The sequence below is a fragment of the Nocardia crassostreae genome (assembly GCF_001613405.1).
GTDB lineage: Bacteria > Actinomycetota > Actinomycetes > Mycobacteriales > Mycobacteriaceae > Nocardia > Nocardia crassostreae.
Genome location: NZ_BDCH01000036.1, coordinates 103,490 through 123,298 on the forward strand (window position 1 = coordinate 103,490; position 19,809 = coordinate 123,298).

The 19,809-nt window shown below is 68.2% G+C and carries 23 protein-coding genes; 7 read left to right on the top strand and 16 right to left on the bottom strand.

From position 1 onward, the window contains the following. Window positions 1-108 precede the first annotated feature (108 nt). Window positions 109-630, top strand: a complete 522-nt coding sequence (locus tag NC4_RS32910) for a CGNR zinc finger domain-containing protein (protein WP_067546426.1) — start codon at window positions 109-111, stop codon at window positions 628-630. A 5-nt stretch (window positions 631-635) separates the two neighbouring features. Here NC4_RS32910 and NC4_RS32915 read toward each other — a convergent pair whose 3' ends face one another. From NC4_RS32915 to pgsA, 15 genes are all read right to left on the bottom strand, one after another. Beyond that, window positions 636-1,232: an aminoglycoside 3'-phosphotransferase gene (locus NC4_RS32915; RefSeq protein ID WP_157555369.1), complete on the bottom strand. Its 597-nt coding sequence runs from the start codon at window positions 1,230-1,232 to the stop codon at window positions 636-638. Window positions 1,233-1,369: 137 nt separating this feature from the next. Then, entirely contained in the window at window positions 1,370-1,561 is a 192-nt protein-coding gene (locus tag NC4_RS32920) for a DUF3046 domain-containing protein (protein ID WP_067546631.1), read from the bottom strand. Between the two features lie 60 nt (window positions 1,562-1,621). Further along, a complete protein-coding gene (locus tag NC4_RS32925; RefSeq protein ID WP_067546634.1) occupies window positions 1,622-2,791 on the bottom strand; it encodes a glycosyltransferase in 1,170 nt (389 codons plus the stop codon). A gap of 172 nt (window positions 2,792-2,963) precedes the next feature. Then, window positions 2,964-3,677 carry a PIG-L deacetylase family protein gene (locus tag NC4_RS32930; RefSeq protein ID WP_067546429.1) on the bottom strand — a complete coding sequence of 238 codons (714 nt, stop codon included), beginning with the start codon at window positions 3,675-3,677 and terminating at the stop codon, window positions 2,964-2,966. 101 nt (window positions 3,678-3,778) lie between these two features. After that, window positions 3,779-4,930, bottom strand: coding sequence for an ROK family transcriptional regulator (locus tag NC4_RS32935; RefSeq protein ID WP_067546432.1), 1,152 nt, complete (start codon window positions 4,928-4,930; stop codon window positions 3,779-3,781). Window positions 4,931-4,955: 25 nt separating this feature from the next. Next, complete coding sequence (locus tag NC4_RS32940; RefSeq protein ID WP_067546435.1) at window positions 4,956-6,380, bottom strand: sugar ABC transporter permease; 1,425 nt, start codon at window positions 6,378-6,380, stop codon at window positions 4,956-4,958. A 53-nt stretch (window positions 6,381-6,433) separates the two neighbouring features. Then, window positions 6,434-7,207: an ATP-binding cassette domain-containing protein gene (locus tag NC4_RS32945; protein WP_067546438.1), complete on the bottom strand. Its 774-nt coding sequence runs from the start codon at window positions 7,205-7,207 to the stop codon at window positions 6,434-6,436. Between the two features lie 83 nt (window positions 7,208-7,290). Beyond that, on the bottom strand, window positions 7,291-8,412 hold the full coding sequence (locus tag NC4_RS32950) for a sugar ABC transporter substrate-binding protein (protein WP_067546637.1): 1,122 nt from the start codon (window positions 8,410-8,412) through the stop codon (window positions 7,291-7,293). Between the two features lie 187 nt (window positions 8,413-8,599). Further along, window positions 8,600-8,773, bottom strand: coding sequence for a hypothetical protein (locus tag NC4_RS41225; protein WP_169814918.1), 174 nt, complete (start codon window positions 8,771-8,773; stop codon window positions 8,600-8,602). 150 nt (window positions 8,774-8,923) lie between these two features. Beyond that, the gene (locus tag NC4_RS32955) at window positions 8,924-9,862 is read right to left on the bottom strand and encodes an NADP-dependent oxidoreductase (RefSeq protein WP_067546640.1); all 939 of its coding nucleotides are present in this window, start codon (window positions 9,860-9,862) and stop codon (window positions 8,924-8,926) included. 243 nt (window positions 9,863-10,105) lie between these two features. Continuing rightward, window positions 10,106-11,476, bottom strand: a complete 1,371-nt coding sequence (gene pspM / locus NC4_RS43540) for a phage shock envelope stress response protein PspM (protein ID WP_245722100.1) — start codon at window positions 11,474-11,476, stop codon at window positions 10,106-10,108. Between the two features lie 28 nt (window positions 11,477-11,504). Then, window positions 11,505-12,323, bottom strand: coding sequence for a PspA/IM30 family protein (locus tag NC4_RS32965; RefSeq protein ID WP_067546440.1), 819 nt, complete (start codon window positions 12,321-12,323; stop codon window positions 11,505-11,507). 187 nt (window positions 12,324-12,510) lie between these two features. Beyond that, window positions 12,511-12,933 (bottom strand): helix-turn-helix domain-containing protein, encoded by a 423-nt coding sequence (locus NC4_RS32970; RefSeq protein ID WP_067546443.1) that lies wholly within the window; start codon window positions 12,931-12,933, stop codon window positions 12,511-12,513. Between the two features lie 82 nt (window positions 12,934-13,015). Continuing rightward, window positions 13,016-13,540 (bottom strand): CinA family protein, encoded by a 525-nt coding sequence (locus NC4_RS32975; protein WP_439957578.1) that lies wholly within the window; start codon window positions 13,538-13,540, stop codon window positions 13,016-13,018. Continuing rightward, window positions 13,530-14,204: a CDP-diacylglycerol--glycerol-3-phosphate 3-phosphatidyltransferase gene (pgsA, locus tag NC4_RS32980; RefSeq protein WP_067546646.1), complete on the bottom strand. Its 675-nt coding sequence runs from the start codon at window positions 14,202-14,204 to the stop codon at window positions 13,530-13,532. The genes NC4_RS32975 and pgsA overlap by 11 nt, the downstream gene beginning before the upstream one ends. Window positions 14,205-14,323: 119 nt before the next feature. Here pgsA and NC4_RS32985 point away from each other — a divergent pair, with 119 nt between their 5' ends. Both NC4_RS32985 and NC4_RS32990 read left to right on the top strand, forming a co-directional pair. Continuing rightward, window positions 14,324-14,866 carry an amino-acid N-acetyltransferase gene (locus tag NC4_RS32985; RefSeq protein ID WP_067546449.1) on the top strand — a complete coding sequence of 181 codons (543 nt, stop codon included), beginning with the start codon at window positions 14,324-14,326 and terminating at the stop codon, window positions 14,864-14,866. Window positions 14,867-14,903: 37 nt separating this feature from the next. Further along, on the top strand, window positions 14,904-15,188 hold the full coding sequence (locus NC4_RS32990) for a YciI family protein (RefSeq protein WP_067546452.1): 285 nt from the start codon (window positions 14,904-14,906) through the stop codon (window positions 15,186-15,188). A gap of 33 nt (window positions 15,189-15,221) precedes the next feature. Here the strand turns inward: NC4_RS32990 and NC4_RS32995 are convergent, their stop codons facing one another. Further along, on the bottom strand, window positions 15,222-15,497 hold the full coding sequence (locus NC4_RS32995) for a hypothetical protein (RefSeq protein ID WP_157555370.1): 276 nt from the start codon (window positions 15,495-15,497) through the stop codon (window positions 15,222-15,224). 205 nt (window positions 15,498-15,702) lie between these two features. Between NC4_RS32995 and NC4_RS33000 the strand changes: the two genes are divergently transcribed. The 4 genes from NC4_RS33000 (at window position 15,703) to NC4_RS33015 (ending at window position 19,655) form a co-directional block, all read left to right on the top strand. Continuing rightward, window positions 15,703-15,897: a hypothetical protein gene (locus NC4_RS33000; RefSeq protein WP_067546457.1), complete on the top strand. Its 195-nt coding sequence runs from the start codon at window positions 15,703-15,705 to the stop codon at window positions 15,895-15,897. 412 nt (window positions 15,898-16,309) lie between these two features. Continuing rightward, window positions 16,310-16,915, top strand: a complete 606-nt coding sequence (locus NC4_RS33005; protein ID WP_067546460.1) for a chemotaxis protein CheB — start codon at window positions 16,310-16,312, stop codon at window positions 16,913-16,915. After that, window positions 16,912-18,741: a CheR family methyltransferase gene (locus NC4_RS33010; protein ID WP_245722101.1), complete on the top strand. Its 1,830-nt coding sequence runs from the start codon at window positions 16,912-16,914 to the stop codon at window positions 18,739-18,741. Before NC4_RS33005 ends, NC4_RS33010 begins: the two co-directional genes overlap by 4 nt. Window positions 18,742-18,773: 32 nt before the next feature. Continuing rightward, the gene (locus NC4_RS33015; protein ID WP_067546463.1) at window positions 18,774-19,655 is read left to right on the top strand and encodes a GAF domain-containing protein; all 882 of its coding nucleotides are present in this window, start codon (window positions 18,774-18,776) and stop codon (window positions 19,653-19,655) included. Window positions 19,656-19,809 lie beyond the last annotated feature (154 nt).

Sequence of the window (19,809 nt, forward strand, 5' to 3'; positions counted from 1 at the left end):
TTAGAAGCTAGCGATATGGCAATCCCACTGTCAACCCTCATAATTGTTTTGACCGATTAGAGAGGAGGCGTTACCCCGATGACGGACCAGCGCCGGTTACCCTCAGACGTGCCCGAACCACGCCCCCACCTCGGCGAACCACTCGCCCTGGACCTGCTCAACACCCGCTGGATAGCCCCGGACGGACCGCAGGACCTGCTCACCGATGTGGACGGCCTACGTCGGTGGCTGGCCGACAACGACCTCACCGTCCCGGCCGACGAGCCGACCCTGCGCGCCGTGATCACGGCCCGCGAAGCCATCCTGCAGGTGGCCCGCGGTCAATCCCCCGATGCCCTCAATGCCGTCCTCGGCCACGGCCGCATCCGCCGCAGCCTCACCGCCACCGGGCCGACCGACACCCCCGATATCGGCAATCCGCACTGGCTCCCCGCCTGGCTGGCCGCCGACAACCTATTGGCCCTGCTGGCCGCCCCCGACCGCATCAAACAGTGCGCGCACCCCAACTGCGTGCTGTGGTTCCACGACACCTCGAAGAACGGCACCCGCCGCTGGCATTCCATGGCCACCTGCGGCAACCGCGCCAAGGCCACCCGGCATTACGCCAAGAAGACACAGCCGGGCGAGTAAGCGGCTCAGAACAATTCGTCGAGCAGCCGGTAGTAGCGCACGCGCCGCTCGTCGACCTCGCTCAGCCCGTAGGCCGCGAGGAACGCCTCGACCTCCTCCGGCCCGAAGTCGTCGTCCAGATCCCGCAGCGCCAGCGCGATATCGCGATACCGGTCGGCCACACCGAGCCGCCCCATATCGATGAGCATGCCGCCCTCGAGCACATTGGACGGCGTGTAATCCCCGTGCACCACAACGAGATCCTCGCTCTCGGGACGCTCGGCGACCAGCTGCTCGAGCACGTCCTCCGGCGTCCGCCCGCGATTGTCGTCGTCGAAATCCTCGTCGTCGACCAGACCCTCGTCCACCTGCCGCCGCGCCTGCACCAACATCACGTCGAGCCGAGCGTCGAATGGGCACTCGGCAATCGGCAGCGCATGCAGCTTCCGCAGCACCTCACCCATGACCGCCCCCGGCGAATCCAGTTCCGCCGAAGCCAGACTCGGCACCCCCGCATCGGCCAGCACCAGCACCTCGGCGTCGAACAGCGCCACCTTCGGCACCGGCACGCCCTGCCCGTCCAGCCGAGCATGCTCGAGCACCGCGTCGGAACCCGTTTTCATCCAATAGATCCCATTGACATTGACCACACCCCCACTGGCCCCCTCGTGGTCATCGGAAAACACCGGCGCAGGCCCGAACAACTCGACCGCCGACGTCGGCAAAACAAAGTCTGATCCCACAGCAGCAATCTCGTCTCTCACCAGCGTGCCCGCGGCACGTCGAATTCCGCACACAGCGCCCGCCACACATCCCGCGGATCAATCCCCGCCTCGATGGCCTGCGCCCCCGTCCTCCCCATCGACGCCAACACATGATCGGTCAACAGCGCATCCCCTCGCGCCGTCCCGAACTCGGTATGCAACAGCTCCTGGAACTCCGTCAACCGCACGGCCGCGAGCCTACGCCACCCCGCCACCCGCCCCGAAAACCACCGGCAACCGAAGGGGGGTCAGGTGGTGCGGGTGGATTCCAGGGCCTCGTGGCAGACCTGGATGGGGTCGGTTACGACGGTGATGCCCTCGGCGGCTGAGACGGCGGCCGTTTTGTGGGACGGGTCGGTGAGGATTTGTTCGACGGCTTCGCGGATGGATTCGGGGGTGAGGGGGCGGATGAGGATCGAGCTGCCTTGGCGGGCGGCGCGATTGGCCAGTTCCCATTGGTCGCCGCCGCCCGGGACCGTGACGATCGGGACGGCGGCGAGGAGGGATTTGGCGAGTAGGCCGTGGCCGCCGCCGCCTATGACGACGGAGGCGTGGCGGAGGATTTCGTCTTGGCGGCCCAAACCGGCTGTGGCCCAGGGTGGGAGGTCGGTGGGCGGGGTGTCGAGCATGGAGACGGCCACTCGGACGCCCGCGCCGTCGAGGGCCTCGAGGACGGCGTCGACCATGCCGGTGACGCCGGTGTGCGCGGTGGAGGGGGCGACCATTACCAGCGGTTCGTCACCGGGTGGCAGGTCCAGGATGTGTTCGGTCGGCTCCCAGAGCAGCGGTCCGACCAGGTGGGCGTTCTCCGGCCAGTCGGGGCGGGGCACCTCCAGGGCGGGCAGGGTGGCGATGAGCCGCGCGGTGGGGCCCGGATCCTGCGGCGGCAGACCGATACTCGCGCGCGCCTCCTCCCGCTGCACCTCGCCCTTCCGGATCGCTCGCGCGGTCAGCGTGCGCAGCATGGAATCCCGGGCCCGGCCCCGCACCCCCTCCCCCGGCGCGAGCCCACTTCCAATGGGCGGCAGCGCTTTCGACGGCAGGTACAGCGGATGCGGCGACAACTCCACCCACGGCAGCCCCAGCCGCTCCGCCGCCATACCGCCCCCGGCGGTGAGAATGTCGGACACCACCAGTTCCGGCAGCATGGCGCTCAGATCCGGCAGGATCTCTGTCGAAATATGCCCCGCCCGTTGATGGATCCGCGCCCCGGCATCGGCATCGGCATCGTCGTCCTCGGCCCGCGGCGCCAGCCCCTTGAGCCGCCGCACGCCGATCCCGGCATCCCGCGCCGCATCGAACCACCGCGGGCTGGTGAACAGCACCGGCTCGTCCCCCGCCGCCAGGAACCGCAGGCACAACGCGATCGCCGGAAAGGCATGTCCCGGATCAGGCCCGGCCACCACCGCTACTCGCACGCCCATACCCTGCCACACCACCCCGCCCTCAACCCCCGGCCCGTACCTTCCGAGTCGGCCCCCACCCACGTGACCACCGTGGCTTCACACCCCCTACCGCGGGTTCACACCCTCTATAGGGGGTGTGAACCCGCAGGAAAGGGTGTGCACTGCGGATTACTCGCGGGCGGGATCACTCCGAGAAGTGGTACAGCTCGAAGGAGACTGCGTGGGCGGCGGGGAAGCCTTCCTTGGGACCGGCGGTCATGTCGATGACGGCGCGGGCTTGGTCGGCTACCGGGTCGGGGCTGAGGGCTTCGAGGTAGCGGGCGTGGGCCATGAGGGATTCGACGGCGGGTTCGATGGTTTCGGTGACGTCTACCGCGTGGCTGCCGTCGGGGACACCGTAGACGGCGGCCCAGCGGGGGGAATGGATGGGGAGGTCGGCGATTTCGGGGTGGATCCATTCGTTGCCCGCGTCGGAGACGGCGTCCAGGGCGGCGCGGCCGGTGGCGCGGTGGTCGGCGCTGTTGGCGTAGCCGCGGGCCCAGGTGTCGCTGAAGTTGAAGAGGATCACCATGTCGGGGCGGTGGCGGCGGATGGCGGCGGCCAGGTCGCGGCGCAGGGCGATGCTCTCCTCGACGCGGCCGTCGGGGTAGCCGAGGAATTCGACCTCGGTGACGCCGACGATCTTGGCGCCGGTGCGCTCCTCGGCTTCGCGCAGGGGGGCGGATTCGGCGGGCAGGAGTCCCGCGATGCCTGCCTCACCGCTGGTGACGAGCACGTAGCGAATGTCCTTGCCCTGACGCGTCCAGCGCGCGACGGCGGCCGCCGCACCGTATTCGATGTCGTCGGGGTGAGCGGCGATCACGATGCCGCGCTGCCAATCCTCGGGAAGCTGCTCCATGTCTGAATTCAACACCAGCGCGCCCCGTTCAATCCCGGGGACGCCGATTCGATTCCCGGTCCGCGTTCGCCGCACCCCCCGCCGCTGCGGGGATACCCGGCTCAGAGCATGCCGAGGATGCCCTCGAAGGCGGCTTCGGCGGCGCCGAGGACCTTCAAATCGGCTCCCAGGCGCGATTTTTTGATACGCACGCCACCCAGGGCGCGGCTGACCATGCTGCGGGCGCGGACCTGATCGCGAACCCGGGTGACCGCGGAATCCGGTAGGGCGGTGAAGAGGTCGCCAAGGACGACGAGTTCGGAGCCGAGAATATTGACCACATTCACCAGGCCGAGAGTCAGCCAATCCAGGTATTCGGTCAGCCGCGGTTCGCAATCGCCTTGCAGGGAGCGCAGTTCCGCCACGATCGCGCCGCGCGGACCGTGCTCGGACAGGCCGAGCGCACGGCACAGCGCCGCCTCGCCGACCTCGGTTTCCCAGCAGCCCTCATTGCCGCAGTGGCAGGGGCGGCCGCCGGGGCGCACGATCATACGGCCGATCTCGCCGAGATAGCCCGCGGATCCCCGCAACAGGGAGCCCTGGGAGATGAGCCCGCCGCCGACGCCGACATCCGCGGAGACGAAGACCGCGTCGTCGGCGCCGCGCCCGGCGCCGCGCGCGTGTTCGGCCAGGGCGCCGAATTCGGCGTCATTGCCGACCACCACGGGAACGCCGAGCACACCGGTCATGCGCGTGCCCAGCGCCACCTCGGCCCAGCCCAGGTTCGAGGCGGTGTGCACCAGGCCGTCCGCGCGCCGCACCACGCCGGGCACCGAGATCCCGGCGGCCACGGGCCGCACGCCCAGATCCGCGGCCAGCAGGGTGGCGGATTCGGCGATATGGGTGATGACCTCGTCCGGTTCGCGTTGGCGCCCATGCAGATTCCAGCTGTTGCGGCCCAGGATCTGCCCGCCGAAACCGATCATGGCGATACCGGCGTGCTCGACCTGCACATCCACCGCCAACACCACCGCGGCATGCGGTTGCGGCAGTACCAGCAGCGACGGTCGGCCGGCCCCGCGCGCCAGCCGCGGCACCCGCTCCTCCACCAATCCGCTCTCGGCGAGCGCGTCCACGAGCATTTTGATGGTGGAGCGGTTGAGGCCCAGTTCGGTCGCGAGCGCGGCGCGGGTGGCGGGGCCTCCGATATGCAGCAGGCGCAGGAGGCTCGACCGGTTGAAGCGGCGCACCTCGTCCGGTCGGGCGACGGTCATGGACTCAGCAATACCACTGCCGCGCTCACCGTTGCGCCACCGCCGCGCGCCATCTCGACAACGCGTCGACCGTGGCCGCCGGCAGCAGCACCAGACCGGTCACAATGGAGACCACGGCGGCGGGCTGTTCGAGCAGGCCGAGGCCGTTGGAGACCACCGCCAGCACCGCGCCGCCGATCACCGCGTCGGCCATCCGGCCGCGGCCGCCGAAGAGCGAGGTGCCGCCGATCACCGCCGCGCCGACCGCGAACAGCAGCGTGTTCAGGCCGCCCGCTTGCGGATCCACCGATCCGACCTTCGACGAGTAGACGATGGCGCCGACCGCCGCGCACGCCGAGCAGATGACGAAAACGCTTGCCCGCAACTGGGTTACGTTGATGCCCGCGCGGCGGGCGGCCTCTGCATTGCCGCCGACGGCATAGATGTGGCGGCCGTAGGTAGTGCGATTGAGCACGTAGGTGCCGATCACCAGCAGCGCCAGCACGATCGGGACCACATACGGCACGCCGGAGATCTCGATGAGATCGTTGGGTGAACGGTTCACGGTGAGCAGTATGGTCACAATGGCCGCGAAGGCGGTGAGCGCCAGCACTTTCGCCACGATGAGCGGCGTCGGCTGGGCGACCAGCCCGCGCCGCCTGCGCAGGAAATGCCCGCCGAAGGTGACCGCCGCATAGCCACCGGCCGCCACCACGAACAGCAGCCAGCTGCCGACCGTGGACAGATTGCCGTTGGCGACCTGATCGAGCACGTGCGAGGAGCTGATGCCCAGCACGCCGCCCTCGCCGATGAGCTGCAGGATCACGCCCTGCCAGGCCAGGAACAGGGCCAGGGTCACCACGAACGACGGCATGCCGATCTTGGCGATGAGGAATCCGGTGATACAGCCGATGGCCGCGCCCACGCACACCGCGAGCAGCATCTCCACCCACGGATTGGCCTTGAACCCGATGACGGTGATGGCCACGCCGAGCAGCGACATGGCCACGCCGGGCCAGATCCGCAGCAGCCCGGCCAGCACCGCGCCCAGCAGCAACAAGGCGTTGAAGATGAAGAACACGGTGGGTCCCATGCCGGACATGAGATTTCCGTCCTCGACGTAGTGCATGGCCAGCACCGCGCCCGCCACACCGGAGGCCGTGCCCGCCGACAGATCGATCTCGCCGATCAGCAGTACGTACACGATGCCGATGGCGATGATGGTCTGACCCGCGCCCTGCGCCAGCAGATTGGCGATGTTGTTGAGCGAGAAGAACACATCCGACATCACCGAGAACAGCACGACCAGCGCGACCAGCCCGAGAATCGCTGGCAGCGAACCGATCTCACCGGCGCGGAGCCGGGATACATAGTCGCCGAACGCTTCCCGGGTCGAGAGCGTCGTGGTGTCGATGCCGAAATCCGCGACTGCGGTGGTACTGGCCGCGGCCGGTGCCGGAACTTGGGACATTGCAGTGACTTTCTCGCTCCCGGCCGTCTCTTCCTGGTGTGTCGAACTCTCGCTCACAGCGCCACCGCCTCGGGTCGCGCCAGTCCGAGATCGCCGGAGCGGCCCGCGGTGATGAGCTCGACCACCTGCCCGTGTGTGACGTCGGCGGTGCGCACCTGGGCGGCCATGCGGCCCAGGTACAGCACCTCGATCCGGTCGGCGACCTCGAAGACATCGGCCAGGTTGTGGCTGATCAGTACGACTCCCAGGCCCTGTTCGGCCAGCCGCCGCACCAGATCGAGGACCTGACGGGTCTGGGCGACGCCCAGCGCGGCGGTCGGCTCGTCGAGCAGCACCAGATTGCTGTTCCACAGCACCGCTTTCGCAATGGCCACGGTCTGGCGCTGCCCGCCGGACAGCGAAGACACCGGGGTGCGCACCGATTTCACGGTCCGCACCCCCAGTGAGGCCAGGGTGCGGCGAGCCGCCTCCTCCATGCTCGCCTCGTCCAGCAGCCACGGCTTACCGCGTTCGCGGCCGAGGAACATATTCGCGACGATATCGAGATTGTCGGCCAGGGCCAGATCCTGGTAGACCACCTCGATGCCGAGTTCGGCGGCATCCTTGGGCCCGCGCAGGTGCACCGGGTCGCCCCGGAAGCGCACCTCACCGGAATCGGAACCGTGGATCCCGGCAACGCATTTCACCAGGGTGCTCTTGCCCGCGCCATTGTCGCCGACCAGTGCGGTGACCTCGCCCGCGGGCACGGTGAAATCGACATCGTGCAGAACATGGACCGCGCCGAAACTCTTGTTCAGCCCGGTGATTCGAAGTAGCGGCTCGCTCATATTGTGTCCTTTCCGGCGCGATCGGGGCCCTGCGTGGTGACGCTGCGCTGCCGCCTCCGGGCCTGACCGATCACGCCCAACCCTCAGCGAATACCGAGCTCGGTGCAGGCCGATGCCAGATCGCCACCGCAGATATCGGCCGCCTTCACGAAACCGGCGTCGGTCACGACCTTCACGTCGGCGCGGGTCACCGTCTGTGGTTGCAGCAGAACGGATTTCACGTCGCGCTTGCCCTTGGGATCCTGGCTCACGTTCACCGCCAGTGCGTCCGCGGCCGCCTTGTCGCCCTTGGCCAGGGCGGCGGCGAGTTTGGCGGCGGCCTGGGCCTCGCCCAGAATCGGCTTGAACACGGTCATGTACTGATCGCCGCGCAGTACGGCCTTGAGCCCCTCGGCGGTGGCGTCCTGGCCGGTGACCGGGACCTTGCCATTGAGGCCGTTCTTCTTCAGCACGGTGATGACCGCGCCCGCGAGGCCGTCATTGGCCGCGACCACGCCGTCGACCTTGCCGCCATTGCCGGTGAGGATCTGCTCGAAGGTGGTGCCGCCCTTCTGGTTGTCCCAGCCGTCGATGGCCTGGGAGCGCACCAGTTTGAGCGTGCCCGCGTCGTAGAGCGGCTTGAGGATGTTCTGCTGGCCCTGGTGGAACAGGGTGGCGTTGTTGTCGGTCGGCGCGCCCTCGATCTCGATGACCTCGGCGCCCGGCTTGGACTTCAGGGCGTCGGCGAGGGCCTGGCCCTGCAGTTCACCGACCTTCACATTGTCGAAAGACACGTAGTAGTCCGAGGATCCGCCCAGGTTGAGGCGGTCGTAGTCGATGGTCGGGATGCCCGCCTTCTTGGCCTTGGACGCGACCGCGCTGCCGACCTCGCTATTGATGGAGGCGATGATCAGGACCTTCACGCCCTTGGCGATCATGCCGTCGGCGAGGGTGGTGAACTTCTGTACGTCGCCCTGGGCGTTCTGCACATCGGCGTCGAAACCCTCGGCGCGCAGGGCCTGTTGCAGCATGGGCTTGTCGAAGGATTCCCAGCGGGCCGAGGTGGCGGTCTCCGGCAGGATCACGCCCACGGTCGGGCCGCCGCCACCGGAGGGTGAATCGGACTTGTCATTGCTGCTGGTGTTCGACCCGCATGCCGTGAGCGTCATTGCTCCGGACAGTGCCAGCGCCACGGCGGCGTAGAAGAGCGGGCGTTTCGTCCTCATCACGGTGACCTTCCCGAGCCGCGGTCGTGTCACGGATACGACTGTGACGACCGCTTATCGATATGTTGTGGGCAACAACATATGCGACACGGGTCGGGCCGGAGGGCAAATCAGGCAAACCGGTTCGACTGACATGCGCAGGGGACGTCCGGTGTCCTTGACACCGCACGGCCCCTGCGAAACGCGGCTACAACTTGCCGATCGTCGTCTTGTCCGAGTTGGACACCGCCTTGTACAGCAGGTACAGGCCGAATACGACCGCGCTGATCATCAGGATCGGGAACAGACCCTTGATCAGCGCGCCGATGATCGCGAACGCGATCCACACGAGCGCGACGACGCCGATGATCTTCCAAAGCATTGAATGCCTCCCGTAGGTCTCGAACCGCCGTCAGCGCGATCCGACACCATCCATACTGCCGCCGTCGCACCGGAAAAGCACCGGGTCAGCGGCGAAATCGGGGTAAGTTCAGGGTTGTCCCCGAGGTCGGCGGTCAGGATGGTCAACCAATCAGGGCAGCAGCACGACCTTGCCACCAGCATGCCCGGCCATGACGAACTCGATCGCGGCAGCCACTTCGGCCAGCGGGTAGGTCGCGGCAATCACGAGGTCGAGGTTGCCCGCGCGGACCAGCTCCAGTAGTTCGCGCCAGGCGTTCGAGCGGATCTCCACGCCCGGATCCGCCCCGGGTGCGAAGCCGAGCGCCTGAAACCCGTGCTCCGCCGCCGCGCCGAACGCGACAATGGTGGCGATCCGGGAGCGGTCGGGAACCAGTTCGAGCGAGACCGCCACGGCCTCATCAGTGCCGACGGTATCGAGCGCGACGTCGACGCCCTCCGGCGCCAGCGCGCGCACCCGGTCGGCGAGCCCCGGACCATAGGCGACCGGCAGTACGCCGTATCCCCGCAGCCGATCATGGTGCGCCGCAGAGGCGGTGCCGATGACCGTGGCACCACGCGCCGCCGCCAGCTGGGCGGCCAGCGAGCCCACACTGCCGCCCGCACCGTGTACCAGCACGGTGTCCCCCGGCCCGACCTTCGTCGCCGCGACCAGATGCACCGCCGTGCCCCCGACGGCTTGCAGCCCGGCCGCGACCTCCCAGCTCACCTCCGCCGGTTTCGGGATGACCTTCGTAGCCGCGACATTCACCGCACCGGCGTACCCGCCATCCACCCGGGCGAGCACCTCGTCCCCCACCGCGATCGCCCCGGCGCGCCCGGTCGCGTCCCCGCCCACCGCGGTCACCACCCCGGACACCTCCCCGCCCAATCGCATGGGCAGCGCGGCCGGATCACTGCCGAACGCGCCACTGAAGCGCTTGTAATCGAACGGATTCACCCCCGCCGCGCGCACCTCGACGGTAGCCTCCCCCGGCGGCGGCACCGCAACCTCGATGAGTGACAACACTTCTGGACCACCGTAAGCGGTGGCGACAACAGCTGCGGTCATACCGCCACAGCCTACGCCCGCCCCGAACCCGCCCAGTTCGCCCATGGTTGAGCCGATCCCACTTCACACCGAGCGCCCAACGCGCAGACTGGATACATTTCGGCCGAACAGGAGGTCACGATGGATACCGAGTACCTGGCCTGGAGCGTCCTGGTCCCCATCCTCCGCGCGGCGGCCACCACCGGCCTACTCATCGGTTCGGTCGACCAATGGGCCAATATGAACGGCTACCGCTAGTCCGGCTCACGGATTGGCGCGGTAGCGGTCGTCGGCGAGATCGCTCAGCGCTTGGGCCCAGCCGTCGAGGCGGTCGGCCGCGTCGCGCAGGCCGACCATGGCCCAGCCGAGATCGTCGGCCACCGCCGCGCTTTCGGGGACGGCGAGCACCCGGGCAGCGGCCGCGACCATGCCCTCGAATTCCACGACACCGTCGTCCAGACGGACCGAGGCGGCCCGAACGTGTTCGACCAGTGGCGCTTTCGCCGAGCCCAATACCTCCGCAGCCCGTTCCATGGCGACCACATCGGCGGCAAGGGCATGCAGCGCGGCGGCGCCGGACGACGCCGTGTCCAGGGTGTCGATCAAATCATCGGCGGGTAGTCGCCCGGACTTGGCGATCCGACCGCCCAGCCCGTGCAAGGCCCGCTCGGCCCGCACCAACCGGCTGATCGCCGCCCGTGCGGCAGATCGCACCGGCGGCAACTTCTTCGGCACGAACGACGCCTGCGGCAACGGTTCCTTGCGCAACTCCAGGTACCGCCGGACGGTCACCGCCGTCCCGGTCACCAGGGCCACCGCTCCGCCGCCGACCACGATCACCGCCCAGGCCGGAGCCGAAATCAACACGAGGCCAACGGTTCCCGCGGTGGTCAGCCCGGACGCGGTCCCCAACCGCAGACTCCGCCGCCGCGCCCGCCGCCGCTTGCGCAGCTCCCGCTCCCGCGGATCGGCCCACTTCCACACCGAGGCCAGCGCCTGCTCCCCCATCCCCCGCAAAGTCTCCGGCAGTCGCTGCGCCAACTCCTCCGGCTCGAACCCGGTCGGCGCCAACGCCTCCCGCACGACCTCGGCGGCCTTCTCCCGCCGACCTCGCCGACCACCGCGCCCCTTGCCCTTGTCCGCCGCACGACCGGCCCCGCTGTCGTCGAACCCGCCCCGCATCCCAGTCCGGCCATTCCGCCCCGTCGAAGCTCCCGCGGAGGTGCCCGCATCATCGCCGGTCTGCCACCTAGGCTGGGCCGCGCCACCTTGGTATGCCTGGTCTGGATGGGTGAATGCCTCAGCGCCGGTACGGAATCCGGTGCCGTCCGCTGGCTGTGGCTGCGTGTATGGCTGCCTGGGAATCGTGGCCGCATCGCGGGTATCGCCGTTGTCCGGGGCGTAGTGCCGCATGCCGGGGTGCGGGGCGCCGTGGTCGAATTCAGGGGCGGCGGGCTGGTGTGCCGGATTGATCGGTGTCGAATCGGGTTCGGGGACCTCGGTGGGGGGCTGTTCGCGCGAGGTGCGGCCGAAGGGTGAGGGGAACAGGGTGGTCAGTGCCGGGGCGGCGACGCGGGGGCGGCGGAAACGGGCAGGGGAGGTTGCGGGATTGTGCTCGGCCCGCGAACTCCCCATCGGTTTCTTGCCTTTCGTGCCCTGAGCGCTACTGCTGGGCGGTTTGGCCCTTGTTCATCTGGGGCTGGGGCTGGGCGGGCTGGGTGGGGATGGACTGCTGCTGGCCGCCGGAGGGGAGGGCGTCGCCGCGCATGGAGGCGCGGATCTGCTCGAGGCGGTTGTGGCCCGCCATCTGGATGGAGGCCTGCTGGACTTCCATCATGCGGCCCTGGACGGAGTTGCCCGCCAGTTCGGCGGCGCCGAGGGCATTGGCGTAGCGGCGCTCGATCTTCTCGCGCACCGCGTCCAGGCTGGGGGTGGTGCCGGGGGCCGAGAGGGTGGAGTCCATCTGCTGTAGCGAGGCCGAGACCTGCTCCTGCATCTTGGCCTGCTCCAGCTGGGACAGCAGCTTGGTGCGCTCGGCGACCTTCTGCTGCAACAGCATGGCGTTCTGCTCGACGGCCTTCTTGGCCTGGGCGGCGGCCTGCAGCGACTGATCGTGCAGCACCTTCAGATCCTCGACGGCCTGTTCGGCGGTGACCAGCTGCGCGGCGAACGCCTCGGCGGCATTGGTGTACTGGATCGTCTTCTCGGTATCGCCCGCGCCCGCCGCCTGATCGGCGAGCATGACCGCTTGGCGCGCATTGGCGTTCAACTTCTCGACCTCGTCGAGCTGCCGGTTCAGCTTCATCTCCAGCTGGCGCTGGTTGCCGATCACCGACGCGGCCTGCTGCGACAGGGCCTGATGCTGGCGCTGGGCTTCCTCGATGGCCTGCTGGATCTGGACCTTCGGATCCGCATGCTCCTCGATCTTGGAATCGAAGAGGGCCATCATGTACTTCCAGGCCTTCACGAACGGATTAGCCATCGATTGATCCCGCCTCCATATGACGTGCCGCACTCGGTAGCGCGACATAGTGCGCGACCGTCACGCACCCGGTTGTCCCTGTCCATCCACTGCATCGGCAGCCACGGAGGGAACCCCCGCGACTGCACGACGCCTCCGGCACGGAGCCTACAGAGAATTTATCCCTTTCGGCTCCAGCGCACAGCGATCACTTGGCCGCGACCAGCACCAGCCGGTCCGACTTCGGCGCCGGAATGACGATTCGCGGACCGAAAACACCGTCCCCACCGCGCGGCGTGACCTTCGCACCGGCCGCCGACAGCTGGGCGCTCGGCACGGCCGCGGGCGCGCTCGGCGCACCCACACCCACCGGCTCCGGCTGCTTGGCGGCGGCCTTGTCGGCCTCGGCCATGGCCGCGCCGACATCGAAGAGCACCTGCGCCAGCGGCAGATCCAGGGCCTGGCAGATGGCGGCCAGCAGCTCGCTGGAGGCCTCCTTGCGCCCGCGCTCCACCTCCGACAGGTACCCCAGGCTCACCCGTGCCGAGGTGGAGACCTCACGCAACGTCCGGCTCTGGGCGACCCGAGCGCGCCGCAGGCTTTCCCCGATGGCTTCTCGCAGCAGCGTCATCTCGTTCTCCTCACACTCGTCTCGCCGGACCCAGCGTCTGACTGGACAACGTCCGGCGTCGGCCGCGCGTTCCCGGCCCCCATCACCCGCCCGCAATGCTGCGGACGAGTTCGGTGACCGCGGCGCGGACCGAGCCCACCCTGATCGTCCACCGGTCTCCCGACAACTTCAACCGGACGACCTCGGTGCCCTCCGGACCGGAGATACCGAGGAAGACCGTGCCGACCTCGCGACCGTCCTGCGGATCGGGCCCGGCGACACCGGTGAGCCCGACTCCCCAGTCGGCTCCGCAGCGGGTGCGGGCGCCGACGGCCAGCTGCTCCGCCGTGCTCGCGGCGACGGGACCGTCCGCTAGGAGCGTGTCGGTGCTCACACCGGCGAGAGCGTGTTTGAGATCGGTCGCGTAGACGATCAGTCCCCCGCGCAACACGGTGCTGGCGCCCGGAATTCCCGCGATGGTGGCGGCGAGGAGTCCGGCGGTCAGCGATTCCGCGGTCGCGACGGTCTGGCCCGCGGCGCGCAGGGCCGCCACCAGATCGGCGGCGGGCGCGAGCGCGGTCAGTGGGTCGGGCGACCCGGGCGGGGCGACGCGCACATCAGGCCGCACGACTGCCGCCGGGCGAACCGAACCACAACCGCGTCGCCTGCACCACGTAGTCGAGGCCGGTCACCACGGTGAGCACCACGGCCACATACATCAATGCCATTCCGGCGGTGGCGAATCCCCCGGACAACGGCAGCAACAGCACCGCGATCGCCACCGACTGCACCAGCGTCTTGAGCTTGCCGCCGCGCCCGGCCGGAATGACGCCGCGGCGCACCACCGCCAGCCGCAGCAGGGTCACGCCGAGTTCGCGGGCCACGATCACCAGGGTCATCCACCAGGGCAGATCCCCGAGCATGGACAGCCCGATGAGCGCGGCGCCGATGAGCGCCTTGTCCGCGATGGGATCGGCGAGCTTGCCGAAATCGGTGACGAGGCCGTACTTCCGGGCCAGCTGCCCGTCGATGCGGTCGGTAATGGCGGCGACGCCGAACAGCGCGGCCGCCGCCCAACGCCAGCCGGGTTCGTGCCCGTCACCGGCGAACAGGGCCGCCAGGAACAGCGGCACGATCGCGATGCGCGCGATGGTGAGCACATTGGCGATGTTCATCAAGGGCACGGCCGCGGTCTCGACCACGCCCGCGGGCTGCGGTACCGCCGTCAATCCGGGCCGTTGCGGCCCGGCGTCGGCCCAGCGGCCCTCCAGTTCGTCACGCTGCACCGTCACCAGCGCCCCCACCGGCCGCCAAACCGGCCATGGTTTCCGGACCATTCCTGTATGCGGGGGAGCTGGATGTGCGACACACCCCAAGCCTATCGGTATGGGGGCCGACTACTGTGCACCCCATGACAACACGGGCACCCCACAGTGGTTCGATCGACGGAACGACGGCTACCCAGCCGGTCGTCCGCCGAGCGCGAACCTCGGACGTGCCCGCGATCAAGCACCTCATCGATATCTACGCCGGGCGGATCCTGCTGGAGAAGAACCTGGTCACGCTGTACGAGGCGGTCCAGGAATTCTGGGTGGCGGAGAAGGACGGGCAGATCGTCGGCTGCGGGGCGCTGCACGTGCTGTGGGCCGATCTCGGCGAGGTGCGCACGGTGGCGGTGCACCCGGATGTCAAGGGCACCGGGGCCGGGCGGCTGCTGGTCGAGCAGTTGATCTCGGTCGCGAAGGAATTGCAGCTGAAGCGGCTGTTCGTGCTCACTTTCGAGGTGGATTTCTTCGCCCGCCACGGCTTCGTGGAAATCGACGGCACCCCGGTCACCGCCGAGGTCTACGCCGAGATGTGCCGCTCCTACGACACCGGCGTCGCCGAATTCCTCGACCTCAGCTACGTCAAGCCCAACACCCTCGGGAATACCCGAATGCTGTTGACGCTCTGAATCTTCAGCAAGTTCCATCGACCGGAAAGAGCCATCAGTGCCGATCTTCGCCGTCCACTACACCTACACCGAGGCCACCGTCGAGGCCCGCGCCGAGCACCGTCCGGAGCATCGGGCGTTCCTCAATGGCCTGGTCGACCAGGGCATCGTCCTGACCAGCGGCCCGTACACCGATGGCCTGGGCGCGCTCATCCTGTTCCGGGCCGAGAGTGCCGAGGCCGTGCACGCGCTGCTCGATCAGGATCCGTTCCAGCGCAAGGGCCTGGTCGAGGCTCGCCGGGTCGCCGAATGGCTGCCGGTGATGGGCGCCTTCGCCTCCTGAGGACCCGCCGCCCGATCGGCCCGAACTCACCGATTACTGTTGTTGTGCACGCGATTTCGCAGGCTCCGGCATCGAATCGGCCGCGCGGCAACCTAACCCCACGGCCAGCAACTGCTCGTGAACGACCCGCAGCTCGGCGATCCGATCACGCGCCCGTTCCGTCGCGAGCCGTGCCTGCGACAGCCTTTCCATGGCGATCCCCAATACCACTCGTGCGGCATCGACCCGCAGTGCCGCATCTGCGGCCGCCTCCTGCGCGTGCATCAGGGTGTCGCGAGTACGGCGGCCATCAGCCGTGGACAGTGCCATGACCTCACGGTCCACCCCACGCACGTCCGCGGGATAGAGGCCGAGGGCCCGGGACCAAGGACCCGGTCACGGCGGGACCGCGGCCTCCGACCGGGTCGGCGGGTTTCGGGGCCCGCACACCGGGAATCACCAACTCGTGCGGTTCGATCGTGACAGCCAACGAACCCGCCGGGAGTCTTCCGCACCGGGCCCGGACCGAAACTTCGTGCTGGGACGCAGCCGCGTCCTGATCGCCTCGACCGCGCGATTGCTCGCGGTCAGTTCCGAACTCGCGTTCACCAACCAGCAGTTGCGCGAGGACTTGGCCTGTACTCTGCAGCGCTGCCGCGCGGTACGGTCCGGCCTGCGGCGTGACAATGTCCCCGGAGCGGTTACTCCGGTTGACTCCGGCACCGCTTGACAACCCACCTGAAATGCCGGGAATTGTTGGCGCTCAGGCAATCTCGTCGCGAATCCGAACGCGCCGACCGCTGTCGGGACATGGAGACGAGCCCTCGACCGGGGTATAGTGATCGACAGAGTTCCCCCGAGTCCCGAAGCGCGGCTCCCCGCTTCACCGTGTCCCGGACTTGGAGGTCACCGTGGTTTTCGCCGCGATTCCATCGATCTGCGCCGCGTCGCTCGCCACGGCATTCAGGCGGTCGGCGACGGAGGGTACCGGTGCGCCGCGCGCGGCCGGCTCCCCTCCGGCGCTGCACCGGCCCCGGCGCGAAAATACCTGCGTCGTAGCAATTGCTGAGCGGTCCCAGCAGCCACGATCGCACGGCTGAACCGACCGGCGCACCGCCGCCCAACCGGGATAGGCTATTGCGATGAACGACTCCCGCCGACTCCCCCCGGCCGAGAGTTACGGCGTGGTCGCGATCGCCTCATCCGCCGGAGGCATTACCGCCTTGAGCCGGGTGCTGGGACGTCTACCGGCGGTGTTCCCGGTTCCGGTGGTTGTCGTTCAGCATCTGGATCCGCGGCACGAGACGGTCATCGCCGATGTCCTGGGGCGTCGCTCGCGGCTTCCCGTCGTGCTGGCCCAAGCCGACACGCAGGCCGAACCCGGAACCGTGTACATCGCGCCGCCGAACTACCATCTGCTGGTCGGACCGAACGGTGAGTTCACGCTGTCAAGTTCCGAACTCGTACATTTCGTGCGCCCTTCGGCGGATCTGTTGTTCGAGTCGATGGCTGGGGCGTACGGCCCGCGGGCCATCGCCTGTGTGCTGACCGGGTCCGGCAGCGACGGCGCAATGGGCGTCGGCGCGGTCAAATCCCGAGGCGGGACGGTGATCGTGCAGGATCCAGAGGAGGCGGAGTTCAGCGGCATGCCGGAGGCGGCAGTGAAAACCGGTGCGGTGGACTTCGTGCTGCCGCTCGACCAAATCGCGGAGGTCATCAGCGGACTGGTGGAGGGGAGCAACGCGTGACGAACCCCGCCGATCCGATGCCGCTGGACGAGCCGTCCAAACCGGCCGACGAGCTCGTGGACGAGCTGGAGGATCTGCTGATCTTCATCCGCGATTCGCGCGGATTCGATTTCACCGGCTACAAACGGTCCTCCCTGGCCCGGCGCATCCGTAAGCGCATGCAGGAGGTCCGGATTGCCGACTATCTCGACTACCGGGACTTCTTGGAAAGCAATGCCGACGAGTTCCGGAGCCTGTTCAACACCATTCTGATCAATGTCACCAGCTTCTTCCGCGATGTCGACGCCTGGCAGTATCTGCAGCGCGAGATCGTGCCGGAACTCGTGACCAGCCTCGATCCCGCCAGCGAGATCCGGATCTGGAGCGCGAGCTGCTCCAGCGGCGAGGAGGCGTACTCGCTGGCCATCGCGTTCGCCGAGGTGCTCGGCATCGAGGAGTGCGCCAAACGGGTCAAGATATACGGCACCGATGTCGACGAGGAAGCGCTGCGCGACGCCCGGACCGGGCTGTACACCGCGAAGGCGCTGGAACCGCTGTCGCCGGAGCTGCGCGGGCGGTACTTCGAGCCCAATGGCGATAAATTCGTCTTCCGGTCCGATCTGCGCCGCCGGGTGATCTTCGGCCGCCACGACATCACCCGCGACGCGCCGATCTCCCGGCTCGATCTGCTGATCTGCCGCAATACGCTCATGTACTTCAATGTCGAGGCCCAGTCGCAGATACTCGACAGGTTCCATTTCGCGCTGCGCCAAGGCGGATTCCTGTTCCTCGGCAAGGCCGAGATGCTGTTGTCCGATGGTGAACGCTTCGAGGTCGCCAATATGCGCCAGCGCGTCTTCCGGCGGCGCGCCGGTGAGGCGGTCGCGCTCCATCAGGGGAACGCACCCCGTCTGGATGTGGGGCTCGGCCAGGAGGTGCAGGGCTTCGTGAAGAAGCGCCAGTTGAGCGATCTCGCGCTCGAGACGGCGCCGTTCGCCATGATCGGCGTCGATTCCGACGGCAAGGTGACCGTCGCCAACAATCAGATGCGGAATGTCTTCGGCCTGAACGCCCACGATATCGGCAGGCCGCTGAGCGATCTGGAGATCTCCTACCGGCCGGTGGAATTGCGGTCGGTCATCGAGCAGGCCCTCGGCGAGCGGCGCACCATCCGGCTCTCCGCCGTGGAACGGCGGCAGGGCCCGGACGAGATCCAGTACTTCGACGTCCAGATCCAACCGCTCTGGACGGTCGACAATATGGCCGTCGGCGTCATGGTGAGCTTCGTCGACACGACCGTCACCACCCGCCTGTCGCAGGAGCTGAAGGTCAAGCGGGAGGAGCTCGAAACCGCCTACGAGGAACTGCAATCCACCAACGAGGAACTCGAAACCACCAACGAAGAACTGCAATCCGGTAATGAGGAACTCGAAACCATGAACGAGGAGCTGCGCATTCGCAGCAACGAGCTGGACGAGGCCCGCACGTTCCTGGAGAGCATTCTGTCCAGTATCGCGGCGGGGGTCGTCGTGCTGGACGATGATCTGCGGGTGCGCAGCTGGAATCGCGGGGCGGAGGAGCTGTGGGGGCTGCGCTCCGACGAGGTCAACCGGCAATTCTTCTTCGCACTGGATTTCGGGCTGCCCACCGACGATCTGCGCGACGCCATAGCGCAATGTCTCAAGACCGGGCGACGCTCGGGCCCGGTGGATATTCCCGCGGTCAATCGCATCGGCCGTTCGATCGTGTGCGCCGTGGTCTGTTCGCCGCTGGACGGCCTGCGCGAGGGCGTGGTGCTCCTCATGGAGGAAACAGCACCGTCAATGCCTGTGACGCAGGGGAATTGACGCACCGGTGACGACGGCCATACGCTTTTCCAGTGTCGTCGACGGATTCCCGTGACCTCATCACAATCGAACTTCGCGAATACCAGCGCGAGGTACAGCGCGCAGCCCGAGCCGGAGCACTCGCCGAGAAGTACGAGCGACAAGCCGATCGGCCGCCGGAGTCGATGCGACCGTTCCGCCAGCGCATGGCCGCATTGCACCGCAGAATCGAACAGCGTCATCGCGCCTGCGCGGAACTGCACCTGTCCTACGCGGACCGGCTGCGGCGCTGGGCCGACGACAATGGATCGGGTCGGCGACCGGGCTTCATGACCGCGGTCGCCGAACAGCTGTGCATGGGCAGCGCGACGATCACCTTGTTCGACGACGATCTGCACGAACTGCTCGTCGTATGCTCCGATTCCACGGCGCGCGCGGCATATGATCTCGAAGCCGTTGTCGGCAGCGGCCCGGCCCGCGATGTCGCCGCCGGACTGGACGGAATGGTGGTGTCCGGACCCGCGCTGGCCGCGCGCTGGCCCCAATACGGTTCCGCCGTCCTGGGTCTCGGCGTACAGACGCTGGTGGCCGTCGCCTTGCTGGCCGATACCCGGCGCATCGGCGCGCTGTGCGCGTTCTCTCCGGACGCCGGGCTGGGAGCCGATCTCGTGACTCTCGCCGATCGGATCGCCGACGCGCTGGCCAATGTGGTCCTGCTCGCGCCGGTCGGGCCGTCGACGCAGGTCTTCGACAGCGCCCTGTTCGACGACGCCGATTTCCTCACCGAGGTGCATCAGGCGGTGGGCGCGGTATCGGTGCAGCGCTCCTGCGATCCGGACACGGCGCTGGTCCTGCTGCGGGTCCGGGCCTTCGCCGAGAACGTGCCGCTGACGCGGATCGCTCGCCAGGTCATGGATGGCACATGCCGGTTGTGAAAGACCTCGGGCCAATCGATCCGGGTACACAGACCGTCCGGCCTGAGTCCATATCCCCTATCCGGGCACCCCGGCTCGAGGCGACAATCGAGGCACGCATACCGCGATGAAGGGGGCGCCGTGGCCGATGAACCGACAGGAACCGAATGGCGGT